Source organism: Petralouisia sp. (assembly GCF_056822245.1).
On record NZ_JBQIOP010000068.1, the window covers coordinates 1 to 15143 of the forward strand.

Annotated in this window: 16 protein-coding genes; all 16 read left to right on the plus strand. The window is 39.0% G+C overall.

Annotated features, from left to right (window positions below; genetic code table 11):
- Positions 1-254, plus strand: a 254-nt coding sequence (locus ACTO17_RS18225) for a hypothetical protein (protein ID WP_482558932.1), incomplete at its 5' end; no start/stop codon positions are given.
- The gene (locus tag ACTO17_RS18230) at positions 190-1368 is read left to right on the plus strand and encodes a glycosyltransferase family 4 protein (protein ID WP_482558933.1); all 1179 of its coding nucleotides are present in this window, start codon (positions 190-192) and stop codon (positions 1366-1368) included. The genes ACTO17_RS18225 and ACTO17_RS18230, both read left to right, overlap by 65 nt.
- Positions 1369-1402: 34 nt before the next feature.
- Positions 1403-2578, plus strand: a complete 1176-nt coding sequence (locus ACTO17_RS18235) for a DegT/DnrJ/EryC1/StrS family aminotransferase (RefSeq protein WP_482558934.1) — start codon at positions 1403-1405, stop codon at positions 2576-2578.
- 1 nt (position 2579) lies between these two features.
- Positions 2580-3161, plus strand: coding sequence for an acyltransferase (locus tag ACTO17_RS18240; protein ID WP_482558935.1), 582 nt, complete (start codon positions 2580-2582; stop codon positions 3159-3161).
- Positions 3162-3166: 5 nt separating this feature from the next.
- A complete protein-coding gene (locus ACTO17_RS18245; protein ID WP_482558936.1) occupies positions 3167-4246 on the plus strand; it encodes a Gfo/Idh/MocA family protein in 1080 nt (359 codons plus the stop codon).
- Complete coding sequence (locus tag ACTO17_RS18250; protein ID WP_482558937.1) at positions 4243-5334, plus strand: glycosyltransferase; 1092 nt, start codon at positions 4243-4245, stop codon at positions 5332-5334. Before ACTO17_RS18245 ends, ACTO17_RS18250 begins: the two co-directional genes overlap by 4 nt.
- A gap of 45 nt (positions 5335-5379) precedes the next feature.
- Positions 5380-6579 (plus strand): O-antigen polymerase, encoded by a 1200-nt coding sequence (locus tag ACTO17_RS18255; RefSeq protein WP_482558938.1) that lies wholly within the window; start codon positions 5380-5382, stop codon positions 6577-6579.
- Between the two features lie 12 nt (positions 6580-6591).
- Positions 6592-7992, plus strand: coding sequence for a lipopolysaccharide biosynthesis protein (locus ACTO17_RS18260; RefSeq protein ID WP_482558939.1), 1401 nt, complete (start codon positions 6592-6594; stop codon positions 7990-7992).
- A 59-nt stretch (positions 7993-8051) separates the two neighbouring features.
- Entirely contained in the window at positions 8052-9023 is a 972-nt protein-coding gene (locus ACTO17_RS18265; protein WP_482558940.1) for a glycosyltransferase, read from the plus strand.
- A 50-nt stretch (positions 9024-9073) separates the two neighbouring features.
- Positions 9074-9382: a hypothetical protein gene (locus tag ACTO17_RS18270; RefSeq protein ID WP_482558941.1), complete on the plus strand. Its 309-nt coding sequence runs from the start codon at positions 9074-9076 to the stop codon at positions 9380-9382.
- 31 nt (positions 9383-9413) lie between these two features.
- Entirely contained in the window at positions 9414-10022 is a 609-nt protein-coding gene (locus ACTO17_RS18275) for an alpha-1,2-fucosyltransferase (RefSeq protein WP_482558942.1), read from the plus strand.
- Positions 10023-10115: 93 nt separating this feature from the next.
- On the plus strand, positions 10116-11513 hold the full coding sequence (locus ACTO17_RS18280) for a hypothetical protein (protein WP_482558943.1): 1398 nt from the start codon (positions 10116-10118) through the stop codon (positions 11511-11513).
- 140 nt (positions 11514-11653) lie between these two features.
- A complete protein-coding gene (locus ACTO17_RS18285) occupies positions 11654-12358 on the plus strand; it encodes a hypothetical protein (protein ID WP_482558944.1) in 705 nt (234 codons plus the stop codon).
- A 163-nt stretch (positions 12359-12521) separates the two neighbouring features.
- The gene (locus tag ACTO17_RS18290; protein WP_482558945.1) at positions 12522-13328 is read left to right on the plus strand and encodes a hypothetical protein; all 807 of its coding nucleotides are present in this window, start codon (positions 12522-12524) and stop codon (positions 13326-13328) included.
- Between the two features lie 15 nt (positions 13329-13343).
- Positions 13344-14405, plus strand: coding sequence for a GtrA family protein (locus ACTO17_RS18295; protein WP_482558946.1), 1062 nt, complete (start codon positions 13344-13346; stop codon positions 14403-14405).
- Positions 14406-14557: 152 nt separating this feature from the next.
- Positions 14558-14740 carry a hypothetical protein gene (locus ACTO17_RS18300; RefSeq protein ID WP_482558947.1) on the plus strand — a complete coding sequence of 61 codons (183 nt, stop codon included), beginning with the start codon at positions 14558-14560 and terminating at the stop codon, positions 14738-14740.
- Positions 14741-15143 lie beyond the last annotated feature (403 nt).

Sequence of the window (15143 nt, forward strand, 5' to 3'; positions counted from 1 at the left end):
CTGCCTTATTTGTCTGGGATTTTTTTGCGTTGATTTTATTCTATGGAATATATATTTTTATTCCATGGAATACATATCGCATTTATTCAGCAAAAATGAAAGGGAGAGATGAAAGTGAAGAGAAATGTTTGGATATTAAATCATTATGCAGCAGATATGATGCTCCAAAAAGCCGGCAGGCATTATTGGATGGCAAAAGAGTTATTAAATCGAGGATACCGTCCGGTTATTTTTTGCGCAAATGCGATACATAATTCAGATCAGGTGATAGAAATAGATGGAGACTATACGGTGAAAAAACAGGAAGGAATTATTTTTGTCATCGTAAAGACCCATCCTTATGTGGGGAACGGAATCAGCCGTATCCGTAATATGGCGGAATTCTATTGGAACGTGAAAAAGGTTATGAGGAAGTGTTGGCGGGCCGGGAAAAGACCGGATGTTATATTGGCCTCCCATGTACATCCATTGACCTGTAAGGCGGGAATTGAGATGGGAGGAAAATGGAAGGTACCCTGTATTGTGGAAATTCGTGATTTATGGCCGGCAGAGCTGATATCATTGGGCGCTGTAAAAGAAAAGAGTCTGATAACGGCTATGCTGTATTCTCTGGAAAAATATCTGTACCGCAAAGCTGCGGCTGTGGTATTTACCATGGAAGGAGGGGCCAGGTATATTCATGATAAAAAGTGGGATACGGCTCAGGGCGGGCCGATAAATTTAAGAAAAATTCATTATATCAATAACGGAGTGGATCTTAAGGGATTTGAAGAAAATGCGATTCGGTATCCAACGCAGGATGAGGATTTGAGGGATGAAAGGTTTTTTAATTTGGTCTATACCGGTTCTATCCGAAAGGCAAATCAAATTGACGCGCTGCTGGACACCGCAAAAGAATTACAGGATGAACCGGCAATCCGTTTTCTGATTTGGGGAGCAGGCGATTATCTGCCGCAGATTCAAAGGCGAATTCAGGAAGAGAAAATTGCGAATGTAAAATATAAAGGGCTGGTGAAGAGAAAAGAAATACCAGGGATTTTAGTAGAGAGTGATGTCAATATTATGTGCTGGCAGAATATGGATGCGCTGAAATATGGCTGCAGTTACAATAAAATGTTTGAATATCTTGCAGCAGGGAAGCCGATTTTTTCCATGGTGCATACGGGATATAGCATCCTGAAGAAAAACAGCTGCGGATATGAGACAAAGGGAAACACTCCCAAAGAGTTTGGGAGAGACATCAGGGAATTATATCATATGTCCGAGGCGCAGAGAGAGTTATTGGGAGAAAATGCGGTGAAAGCAGTAAAACAGTTTGATTTTAAAGTGCTGACGGGAAAACTGATAAAAATTATAGAAGAGTTGTAAAGTAATTTTTGTGGAGTTTCAGGGAGGAATGAGAATGATACCATTGATGAATTTGACAAGGCAGTATCAGAATTATGAGCGAAAACTGGATGAGGCAGCTCTTCGGGTGCTGCATTCCGGGAGGTATATTCTGGGAGAGGAAGTTGCCTTGTTTGAGAGAGAATTTGCAGCTTATTGCGGTGTGAAATATGCAGTAGGCGTGGGCAATGGAACAGATGCTTTAGTGCTGGCGCTTCTGTCAGCCGGAATCGGAGCAGGAGATGAGGTAATTACCTGCGCCATGAGTTTCATTGCAACGGCGGAGGCAATTGCGATTGTGGGCGCAACACCGGTTTTTGCAGATTGTACAAAAGATACATATGTCATTGATGCAGAAAAAATAGAGTCCAGAATCACAGAAAGGACCAAGGCCATTATTCCGGTGCATTTGTACGGACAATGTGCAGATATGGATAAAATCAAAACAGTGGCAGAAAAATATGGGCTTTGTATCATAGAGGACTGTGCGCAGGCGGCAGGAGCAGAGTACAAAGGAAAACCTGCAGGTTCCATGGGGGATATGGGATGCTTTTCCTTTTTTCCTACAAAAAATCTGGGATGCGCAGGAGATGGCGGCATGATTGTGACAGATAACGAAGAACTGTACCGGCTGTGTCAGGCATACCGTGTGCATGGAAGCGGTGAGAATGGTTTGCTGGCTTATGGGAAAGAAAAGAAGGTTTCGGTGGATTTGGAACATCTGGATTTTGGCGGAAATCTCCCCAAGTACTTTAATTTTGTGGTGGGCTATAATTCCAGGCTTGATGCGCTTCAGGCGTCATTGCTGCGGACAAAGCTGCCGTATTTAGATGAATGGAATGCAAAAAGACGTGAAATTGCGTTATATTATCATAACAATATATCGAATTCCAAGGTGAAGAAACCTGTCTGCGGATCAGAAGGAAACCATATTTATTATGTATATGTAGTAGAAGTGAAAGACAGAGAGAAATTCCGCAGTTATATGAAAGAGCATGGAATTGCCACAGGGGTGTATTTTCCCGTTCCGCTGCATCTGCAAAAAGTCTTTCAAGAACTGGGATATCAGACAGGAGATATGCCAAATGCAGAACATTTAGCAGAGCATGGAACAGCGATTCCGCTTTTTCCGGAATTGAAAGATCATGAAATGAAAAAGGTTGCGGATATTGTAAATGCATGGGAGGGATAAGATGAACAAGAATGTACGAATACATCCTTCCGCATGTGTAAGCGAAAAATCCCAGGTGGGAGCGGGTACTAGCGTCTGGCAGAACTGCAATATTATGGAAGGCGCTACCATTGGAGAAAACTGTAATCTGGGCGCCAATGTATTTATTGAAAATGGCGTGGTGATAGGCAATCAGGTAAAAATTAAAAACAATATTGCCATTTATTCCGGGGTTGTCTGTGAAGATGATGTGTTCCTTGGGACAAACTGTGTGTTTACGAATGTGATAAATCCAAGGAGTTTTATCAGCAGAAAGTCCGAATTTAAACCTACCATTATTAAAAAAGGCGCAACGATCGGGGCAAATGCAACCATTATATGCGGTCATACTATCGGGAGTTATGCTCTGGTAGGAGCAGGCGCAGTGGTGACAAAAGATGTGCCGGACTATGGACTGATGCTGGGAAATCCGGCAAAACTGACGGGATATGTCTGCAAATGCGGGACAACCATGAATGCTTTGGATAAGAAACTGATATGTCCTTTATGTGGGAATCAATATCAGTTAAATGAGACAGGGATTGAAATTATAAGGGAGGTTTAGGAAAAGTGAGATATGCATTAATTGGCTGCGGAAGGATATCGGCAAACCATATCAAAGCCGCATTGAACAATCATCTGGAAATTGCGGCGGTAAGTGATATCAAAGAAGAGCATATGGAAGAATTACTGGAAAAATATAATCTTCAGGAAGAAATATCCATTAAACGGTACACAGATTATCAGAAAATGCTGGAGGAAGTGAAACCGGAGCTTGTCAGCATTGCCACGAAGAGCGGAATTCATGCAGAAATTGCCCTGAACTGTATAGAAGCCGGAGTTCATGTAATCATTGAGAAGCCCATGGCAATGAATATCCAGGATGCAGATGCGATTATCCGACGCTCCTGTGAGAAAAACGTGAAAGTAGCGGTATGTCATCAGAATCGTTTTAACATTGCGGTGCAGGAGATGCGCCACGCATTGGAACAGGGGAGATTTGGAAAACTTTCTCATGGGTCTGTTCATGTGAGGTGGAATCGGAACCAGAATTATTATACACAGGCGGCCTGGCGGGGAACCTGGGAACAGGATGGCGGAGCCCTGATGAATCAGTGCATTCATGGGATAGATTTGCTTTGCTGGATGATGGGAGGCGAAGTGGAGGAAGTGTACGGAGCCACCAGGCAGCGGTTTCATTATTATCTGGAAGCGGAAGATGTAGGAATGGCAGTGCTGAAGTTTAAGAACGGTGCGGTAGCAACTGTGGAAGGAACCACCAATGTGTATCCGAAGAATCTGGAGGAGACGTTGTATTTATTTGGTGAAAACGGAACTGTAAAATTAGGCGGAACCTCTACGAATAATATTGAAGTCTGGGATTTTGCAGATGAGACAGAAAAAGATCATCAGAAGCAGGGATTGACGGAAGAGACCAGTAATGTGTATGGGAATGGGCATTCCAGTCTGTTTGCAGATATGGTTCAGGCAATCGAAGAGAACAGAGAGCCTTATGTAGACGCGAAGGCCGGCAGAAATGCGTTGGAAGTGATACTGGCCATTTATAAAAGCCAGAGAGAAGACGTGCCGGTAAGACTGCCGCTGAAGGATTTTGCAAGCACAGATATGAAAGGGGAATTTTATAAGTGAAAAAAATATTGGTTCTTGTTCAAAATTATCCGAACCATGACGGCGGTGCGTTATTAAGATATGTGCATGTCAGAAACAAGTACTATATTCAGCATGGAATAGAAGTTACAGTACTCAGTTTTGATACAAAAACGGATTATGTTATAGATGGCATAAAAGTTATTTCAGAAGAAACATATAGAAAGATAAATGAGAAATATGACATTGCAGTATCGCATGCCGCTAATGTAAGAAATCATTATCGTTTTTTAAAAAAGTACGGCACTCGTTTTGAACGTATGATATTTTTCTTTCATGGACATGAGGTTATGAAGATCAATGAAGTGTACCCGAAGCCTTATGAATATATGAAAAAGGAGAACTGGCTGAGGATTCAGGCGCAAAATGGCTACGATAAATTAAAGCTGTTGTTATGGCATAATTTTTATCAGAAAGTTGCCTGCAAATCTGATTTTATTTTTGTGAGTAACTGGCTTCATAATCAATTTCAGAGGTATGTAAAACTTACAGATGTAGATTTACAAGGACATGTGCATATCATCAATAATAGCGTTGGCAAGGTATTTGAGGAAAATTCATATAGGTTTGATGGAAATAAAGAATACGATTTTATTACAATACGAAACGATATGGACGGTTCTAAATATTGCGTAGATCTGGTTGATAATTTGGCACAGAAATATTCGGAATATCGATTCCTGATCATTGGCCGCGGCAAATTTTATAAAGTACACAAGGTTCCGGAAAATGTTGTGTGGATTGACAGATTTTTAAGTCATGAAGAAATTATGAAATATATTGACATGAGCCGGTGTGGACTTTTGCTTACGAGAGAAGATACACAGGGAGTTATGACTTGTGAATTAGCGGAATACGGCATACCGGTTATTACATCGGACATAGATGTCTGCCGGGAGATTTGCGGTGATTTAAATAATGTCAGCAGAATTAAAAACGATGTGGAACAAGTGGATTTGAAGAAGATATATGAAACTCTGATAAGTGGAATGCCGTACGAAAAACAGGGCAAATTCAGTTATCGGAATACGGTTAACCTTGAGGAAAAAATTATAATTTCCCGGAGTTGATAAAACGATATCATTTAGAAAAAGAATAATGCTTGGAGGTACAGGTTGGATTTATTATTATTTGATCTATTTACAATATTGCTCATTGTCATAGATATGAGAAATTATGATAAACAAATAACGCCGCTGACAATTATCGGAGGAGTTTATACGTGTCTGATTAATTTGAACAATCTTGTCATCAGCAATGTTTATTCTTTCATACCGGTCAATGCCCATGCATTATGGATTATATTCAGTTTTTTTCTCTTGATTTTTGCCGTGGATTTTACGGGTGGTTACTTGTATAGAAGATCCCGTCATTGCAGTTCTTCTTTTTCCATTAGATTCATAAATTACAGGAGCGTAATGCTGCTGTTTCTCACTGGGGCGGCGGCGTATGGAATGCAGTTTTTGTTATTGTACAGAACCTATGGCCTTGAGATCAAGGGTAAGGGCGGCGGCATATTAGGGCGCTTGACGCCGTTTGCATTTATCGTTGGTCCAGTAGCATTGGATCTGGCTGTAAAGTCTGGCAAAAAATTGAGAATATTGTTTACATTGTTCTTGAACGTGGCGGTTTTTGGCATCAGCGTCGCTTTTGGCGGCAAGTATGTGATATTTATCAATTTAACATATTTTTTGCTTTATTTTGTTATGAAACGGGATAGAAAAGCGGATCTTATGAGCATGCTGAAAATTATTCTGCCATTGATAGGCGCCGCGGTAGGTACGTTTGTGACTCTTTATTATGTAATTCCAGCAGTAACGGGACAGTATCGGTCAACTATGGATTTTGCGATAAAGCATATGTTTCACTATCTGCTGGGATCTGTGACGGCAAACAATTATGCGATGTCTCACATGGGAGAGGGAGATGTTTTGATACCGTTTACTGTAATCATAAATATAGGGAAAGCCCTTGTTGGAACTACGGATTATATTAATCCAATTTATCCGTTTATCTTTCAGGTGGACAACTTGGCAAAAACAAACGTTGCTGGTTTTTTTGGAGAAACAGCCTATAATCTGGGGTTAGCCGGGGCATATGTTTATGCAGCGGTGATTTTTGGCATAATCAATTATTTTTATTACCAGTATAGAAAAAATAATAAGTTCTATCTGAGCTGCTGTTACTCGACAGCAATAATAGCTTTTCTGTTTTTTTGTAACTTTTATTCAGTATCCGGCGTTTTCCTGCCGTTGCTGCTGGCTGTTTTTTTAGATGTTTTTTCATTGTGCAGAGTGGGAAAATACCATATTTAACAGGGAGAGGTCATGAGCTCGCAAGTTGGTTTGAATCAAATTAAAAAAAATGTCGGGTTATCAGTCAGTGCACAGGTAATTTCGTTAGCAGTCAGTTTTATTATGAATTTGATTTTGCCCAAATTTATCAGTGAGTATCAATATGCCTTATGGCAGACATATTTGCTGTATATCGGGTATGTTGGGATATTGCATTTTGGTCTGTTGGACGGAATTGTTCTGAGATATTCGCAATACGATTATGATGAATTGGATAAGCCAAAGATACGTTCGCAGTTTCAATGTTTGTTGGCAATGACGAGCGCATTTTGCCTGATTGCTTTTTTTTGCGCCAGTATATTTTGTCAGGCAGAAATGAAACTGGTATTTTATATGACAGCGATTGGTATTGTTGTGAGAACAATATTTACATATACATCTTATTCTTTTCAGATTACCAATCGCATTAAACAGTACGCCGGAATGGTTATTGGATACCGGGTATTTTACGGCTTAGGGGCAATTCTAATGCTGCTTCTGGGATGTGATGATTTTTATTTTTTCTGTATGGTAGATCTTTGCAGTGATGTGTTTGGAATACTGTTTGCGTCACGCAATAATAAGGGAATGTATTTTGGACGTTCTTTGCAAATCAAAGATGCGTTCGAAGAGGCCAGGAAGAATATTTCTGCCGGTATTATGTTGATGGCGTCTAATTGGAGTTCTTTTTTGCTGACAGGGAGCGCCAGAATGATGATTCAGTGGCATTGGGACAAAATTACCTTTGGGAAAGTTTCTTTTGCCTTCAGCATTACAAATCTATTTTTAACATTTGTAACGGCAATCAGTGTTGTTTTATTTCCTTCTTTAAAGAGAATGGATGAAGGAAATTTGCCGAAGCTGTATAAAAAAATCAGGGATGCAATGAATCCGATAATGATAGCAATATTGGTTTTCTATTATCCAGGATGTTGGATTTTAAGGAAGTGGCTGCCGGGATACAATAATAGTTTATCATATTTAGGGGTATTATTGCCGATGATCATTTTTTCATCAAAAATCAGCCTGTTAACAAATAATTATTTGAAGACTTTGAGAAAAGAAAAGCAAATGCTTATTATTAATTTGATTTCTGTTGGAACTGCTATTTGTCTGTTTATTTTCAGCGCCTATGTTGCCGATAGTCTAAAGATGCTGTTGATATTTATTGTCGGCGCAATTATGCTGTGCTCCATTTTATCGGAAGCGATTGTTATGAAAACATTAAATATATTTAATGTAAAAAGTTTTATAGGTGAAATTGTAATGACAGTTGTTTTTATATTTTCAACGATGGTTCCGTCTCAGATTATGGGAATGTGGATTTACAGTATGGCAGTAGGTGTATTTTTATTTTTGAACAGAAAGAGTATCCAATCGGTTCTTGCTAGATGAATACTAATGGAATAATGGAACAATTTATACAGAATTTATGAGTAAGGAAAGTGAGATTTATGAATGATTTGGCAATAATACTATTAAATTATAACGGCTCCAGGGATACGATTGAGTGCATACAGTCTTTGGATGAATCTGAAACTAACTTCACATACCATGTATACATTATGGATAACAATTCTAAAAGCTCGGAACGGGATATTTTAGAGGAATATGTGAGGAGCAGGCATGATTTCAAGATCTGCAGCAGCCTTGCATTTGAAGAAAAAAAGCTGAGGGGAAATTTACTTATTTTATCTGATGACAACGCAGGATTTGCATGCGGGAATAATAAGGTTATTCGGGAGATTTATAAAGAATATTCGTTTATTTCGCTGTTGAATAATGACACTGTGGTAAAGGCCGATTTTATTGAACAGATGATTGAACTGTTGAATAAGGACAAAAACGTTGGTTTTGCAAGCTGTAGAATCAACAATTATTATGATCGCAGTTTGTTGTGGAACTGCGGCGGCGTTCTTAGGCCATGGGGATTAAGAAAGTATTATTCAGAAAAAGATCTGGAGAAGATGCCGGATATTATTTCCGCTGAATTCATCACGGGGTGCGCGTTATTTGTAAGGCCTGCAGTGATAGAAAAATTTGGAGTACTATCAGAGGATTTTTTTCATGGTGAAGAAGATTTCAATTTCTGCTGGAGAATGAAGAAAAATCATGTGATAGGTAAATGTATCAATAAAACGCTGGTTTATCATAAAGTGGGAGCCACCAGTAAAAGGGAGAGGGGACAGTTGGGAAAAGTTGCAGGATATTATGTATACCGTATGGTAGATATGAAGCAATTCTATCCTAAAATTGTATGGCATGCGTGGAAAGTTACGCTGACACAGATTCTTAAAATACGATGGAAAAGAGCCGGATATTCCAAAGATGATATTAGAAAGATGTTGGATCTTCTCAAACGTGCGTCAGAATTAAAATCGCTAAATCGTGAAGATACCCTGAAGATTTGGAATTTGACCTATTAAATGGATAGATGATACGCTTTGGTGAATTGAAGACAGAATAGGAGGTAACTATGAACCGCATATATGTAAGGATGAGTGGAAGGCTTGGAAATCAATTATTCAGATATGCTGCCGTAAGATATGTTCAGGAAACGCAAGGAGGCAGTCTTTATTTAGATTTTTCGCCAGTCTATAAAGAAGCGAGAGAGAAACCAGAAGAATTAGGTTTTGAAAATTCTTTAAAGTACTTTAATATAAAGGAGCATCAATTAGGCTCTGCTACCGTATTGGATTTAGATAAAGGAAATTTTGTTCAAAAGATCAAATTCGTTATTTCGATGATGATACTCCGATCGGGGGGGGGGAAGTGGATTATTTAATTGGCTCAATAAACGGAACTCTAAAAGCGGATTGTACATAACAATCGGAGGCCCGGCATACTGTGCAATTCAAAAGTCTTCTGCAAAGGACAAGTTTGTTTATGGTCGGTTTGAAGATGTAAGATATTTTGATAAGATTCGCAATCAGCTATTGGATGAAATTCAGCCGGTAGAGGCAGAGTTAATTGAAAATAAGTTCTTATATGACGTTTTAAAATCTGATGCTGAGACGGTTTGTATTTCTATACGCCGCGGTGATTATATATCGAATGCGGAGGTTGAAAAAAAGCTTAATATTTGCAGCAAAGAGTATTTTGAAAAGGCGGTTAACTGTATCAAAGAAAAGGTGAAAAATCCGGTATTCGTAGTATTTTCTGATGATGTCGAATGGTGCAGAAATAATATAGATTTTATCGGCAAGAACAGCTGTTATTTTGAATCAGGAAAAGATGCCGTGTGGGAGAAGTTGAGGATGATGTATATGTGCAAACATTTTATCATTTCTAATTCCACTTTCTCCTGGTGGGCGCAGTATTTATCAAGAAATGAAGATAAGATTGTAGTTTCTCCGAAATACTGGTTTAAGAATGAAAATGGCGATAAATACCCGCTGTTATTGGAGTCATTCATAAAAATATAGTGATAGAGACAGAAGGGAGAAATAATGTGCGGTAAGAAAGAAGCAATAATTGATTAAGGCTGTTATGAGTAAATTTGTGTGGAGGATATTTTAATGGAAGTGCAAGAAAATATGGAACGTGAAATAAATTTAATAGAATTATTTTGGAATATTTTGTTTCGTTGGCGTCAAATTCTCTGTTTTTTTGTTTGTTTTTCTGTCTTGATTAGCGGAGCAAAGTATGCTGGGGATATTATAAAGTATAAGGCGGCCCAGAATGCCGAGGCGGAAGAAATTGAACTGACGTCTGAAGAACAAGAACAAGTAGAAGCCGCAAAGGGAATGATAGAACGAATAGAGAATTATGAACAATATCTGAATGAATCAGTATTAATGCAGCTTGACCCTTATGCGAAACCTGTCATTGATTTACAGTATTATGTGGAATCAGATTATACTTATAATTATACAAAAGATAATCATTCAGATTATACGGGTGATTTGATGGCTTTATATTACAATTATGTTAAAAGCGGTGAAATGAGTAATAAGGTAATAAAGGATGCAGAACTTTCCATAAGTCAAGCTGATTTTAGTGAGCTTTGCTCTGTAACACTGAATGGAAGCACCATGGCGGTTGCAATAACGTGGAATGATGAAAAAAAATTAGAAGAGATTTCCAAAATTTTAAAATCTGAATTGGATAAAAAAGAAAAAGATTTTCAGGAAGTTGGCTCTCATAGATTAAAGTTGTTAAGGGAGTCGCAGAATGTCATTGCAGACACGGATTTGGCGGAGAAAAAAAATAATTTCTCTAATAATGTTACAAATATAAACACACAGCTAAATACTTTAAAAACGAATATGTCGGAGCAGCAGCTAAATCAGTTGCAAAATGAAGTGGGATTGGAAGATAAAAAGCTGGAGGAAACGGCACAACCTGGGTTTCCTTATAGGTATATGATATTAGGAGGATGTTTAGGGGTTTTTCTATTCTGCTGCTGGATAGCGTGTAAGTTTATTTTTGCAGCTAAATTGCAAAATCCAGAAGAAATCAAAACTTTTTATAATGTACGGCTTTTAGGTGAAATCACCATTCAGCCGAAGAAAAAGAGATTTTTATCAGTGATTGATGACAGATTATTGGAAATAAAAAACAGAAGGAAGAAAAAGCTGTCAGTAGAACAGCAAATCAAAATGATAGCAGCGAATATTTCACTGTCATGTAAGCAGCAGAGCATAAAACAAATTTACATGACAGGCAGTGAATATGAAAATATGGATGCTATAATTTTAAACATGTTAAAACAGGAGTTGGCTGCTCAGGATGTTCAAGTCATGGAAGGAGGAAATATTTTCTATGATGCAGATTCTTTGAAAAAGGGAACAGAAATTAGAAATATATTGTTTGTGGAACAGACTGGGCAATCTATTTATGATGAAATTACTAATGAATTAAATTTAGCAAAAGAACAAAAGAATCAGATAATAGGAGTTGTTGTATTAGCTTAGTCATAGTGAGGCTGCTCAATGAATGGGCAGTCTCACAAAATAGGAGGAATTTGATGAATATGATGAGTACAGCAGGAAGAGTATTGCTGTTTTTTATTTCAAATTTGGGGATGTGGGAGTACTTTCGGAGAAAATCAAAAATGAATATATTTTTTTTGCCGGCTTTTACCGCTTGCATGCAGATTACGGTGCTTTTTTGTGCAGGTCTGCTGAACTGCTTGAAAGCAGCGGTATTGCTTTTGTTTTGTATGGGAATCATACTTGCGGTGTTTTATCTATATACGGATTTAAAAAATGTAATACGTACATATCGAAATGCCGGGTACGCTTTTTTGATTCTGGCATTTTTCTTGGTATTGCTTGCCTGCAAAGGAAATGTGTTTACAGGGTATGATAATTTTTCGCATTGGGCTTTGGCGGCAAAAACCATGATTTTTAATAACAGGTATCCATCCTTTCAGGATACTTTGATTACATTTCAGGAATACCCTCTTGGCAGCGTATCATATGTATATTATTTTGCAAAAATAGTTTCGGATTCAGAGGCGGCTCAGATGGCGGCCCAGGCATTTTTGATGCTGAGTTTTGTTTTGCCTGTTTTTAAGTATGTGAGGCAGAATATTGCGGCGGGATTTGTCTGTGTTCTTTTGTTTGCAAATTACATTTTTTGCTATAATATTTTAATTACAGATTTACTGGTGGATACGCTTCTTCCTCTGCAGGGAGCGGCAATGCTGCTGTTTATCATTTCGGAATGCATAAGGTCTGCCGACAGTAAAAATTTCCGGGGGGGGGGTATGCGGGTACTATGCAATTCCGTTTTTGTGCACGGCTGTTCAAATTAAGAACTCCGGGATATATTTTGCCCTGTTAGCGTGCATCCTGCTTGGCATATCCATAAAATGGGACAAGTCAAAGAAAAAAGAAAGAATTCTTACAATTGTATCGCCGTTTTTATCACTGTGGCTCTGGCATGCCCATTGCAGTTATGTGTTTGCAGATGGATCTGTGACAAAGCATGCGATGACGGCTCAGAATTACAGGAATGTATTCTCCCAGAAGGAAGAAAATGATATCATCTCCATTTTGAGCGGGATTGTTCGATTTTCCTTTACTGGAAAAGAATTGTATTATCTGTGTTTTTTTATGGTCATGGGAGGTGCATTGGCATGTTTTGCAGGCGCTGCGATGCAAAAAAAATATCTTAAATTCCTTTTGGCGTCTGCGGGGATCTATTTTGCATATATGGTGGGCGTGACATTTATGTACCTGTTTTCCATGCCTGGTGAGGAAGCTTTAAATTTGTCTGGTATTGACAGGTACAGAAAGACAATTTTTATTCTGCTTTATTATCTTTTGTTTGTGTTTTTACTGGAACTCATGTCTGCTGTGGAAAATAAAAAGAAGAGCCGGATCTGTATGGCGGGCATTTATCTGGCCGTGGTTGTTGTCTGGAGGGGGGAAGGAGGAAAAGTTTTTCCAACGATTTTTGATCAGATAGTAGAGGGGCCAAGGCGTCTGCTTGAGGAGGTCATCGAAGAAAGTGAGCTTTTATCTTGCAGTTCGCCTCAGTCATCGTATTTGATTTGCGCTTCTGAAGACAGAGAGGCAGGCTATATGTGGTACTTGGGACGTTTTCTCTTTGGTACGGATAAAGTGTCCGCCAGGGTAATCTCAGAAAAATCCGGCCTTGAAGACGCTGAAAATTATGAGTATATCCTGATTCTGGATCAGGAAAATGAATTTATCGGCCAGTGGGTTCGGGACAATTATCCGGAGCAGAAGGACAGCCCGGTTATTTCAACGGTGAAATAGGGGGAAGGTGATAGTATGAACGGAAGAATACCAATCATCGTCCCCGCATATGAGCCGGATGAACGGCTGATTGCCCTGGTGCAGGATTTGGCGGAAAGCGGAGAAATGATAATTATTGTTGATGATGGAAGCGGTTTGGAGTATGCACCGATTTTTGAAAAGTGCAAAGCGGTTTTGGGGGAGAAAGGCATTCTTTTGACTCATCCGGTGAACAGAGGAAAGGGACGGGCGTTAAAGACGGCATTTTTATTTGTTCTGGAACATTGCCCCGATGCAGCAGGTGCGGTAACAGCAGATTCTGACGGACAGCACAGCAAAGCAGCGATAGATTCTGTGGGAGAAGCCCTTCGGGTGAATCCCGGATGTTTGGTCTTAGGAGTCAGATCTTTTGAGGGTGAGGGGATTCCCTGGAAAAGTATGTTTGGAAATAAGCTGACTGTAAAAGTACTGTCGTATGTGGTTGGAATCCAAGTCAGCGACACTCAGACAGGGCTGCGGGGGATACCCAGAGATTTTATGAAACGGTTGGTTGAGGTAAAGGGAGAGCGGTTTGAATTTGAAACAGAGATGCTGATAGAAAGCGCCGGACATTATCCGATTATGGAGCTGCCGATTGAAACGATCTATGATTCAGAGAAAAATCACCAAACGCATTTTGATCCTATTGCAGATTCCATTAGGATCTATCGGATTTTCGGCAGGATGTTTTTGAAATATATTTTTTCTTCCGTTTCTGCATGTGCATTGGATTTGCTCTGTTTCAGCGTTTTTTGTTTTTTTCTGAAAACGGAGACCAGTTTGCATTACATTTTTGCTTCAACTGTATTAGCAAGAATTGTTTCGGCAGTCTATAACTATATCATCAATTACAAAGTAGTGTTTCACAGCGGAGAAACTGTAGGCAAATCATCGGTTAAATATTTCATGCTTGCAGCAATTCAAATGGGATTAAGCGCCTTGGGAGTAATGGTTGGCATATCGATATTGCCAATGATTTCAGAAGTAGTGATTAAAATGATAGTGGACACCGTATTGTTTTTTGTCAGTTATTGTATGCAAAGGAAATACGTATTTTGACACAGAGGGAATTTTACGATAATATGGGAGGCAGGTAGTGTGAAAAAAGATTTTCATTACTATTTGTGCCTAAGTGCAGTATGCAGGGAGCGGAATATCGTATATTATCAACAGAGCTTTCTTCCTGAATTTTCCAATTGGCTGCCGTTTTATTGGGAGGGTTATCATGTGACACAGGAAGAGGATTTGATTTTGAGGGTTCCGTAGTGCCGGGAATTGAATTGTTCTTTTCAAAATTCGGAGGAAAACAGGAAATGTACCATACCATACGAAAAGTTTATACGAAGAATCCCGTGATTAAGGCAGCCATTGAAAGGAAGCAGGCTTCCCTTTAATGATGCCATTGAGTTTTTCAAGGAGCAGAGTGTAGAATCTGGCAACCAGACGCTTATCAATTTGTATTTATCGGATTGCGCAAGGAATAAGAAAGAGCTGAAGATGTCTTGAAAATAAGAAGAAATGGAGGAGTGGGAATCTATAATCATTCAAAGCTTTCAGCTGTTCATAGCAATGGCGTTTACGCGTCCAAAGCTGCCTGCGGAAAAACATAAACGTTCCTATAATCTACTGTGCCGGGCCGTAAATGCGCAGTTTATGCGCATTTCGGCTGTGAATCGTAACGGAACTGTTACAATTTGGTGAATTGAAAAAGTAAATTCCACTTTGTAAGATTAAATTCCGCTTTGAAAAAGTAAATTCAATAGGAATACAGAAAAATAGAGATTTCATATAGAAAAT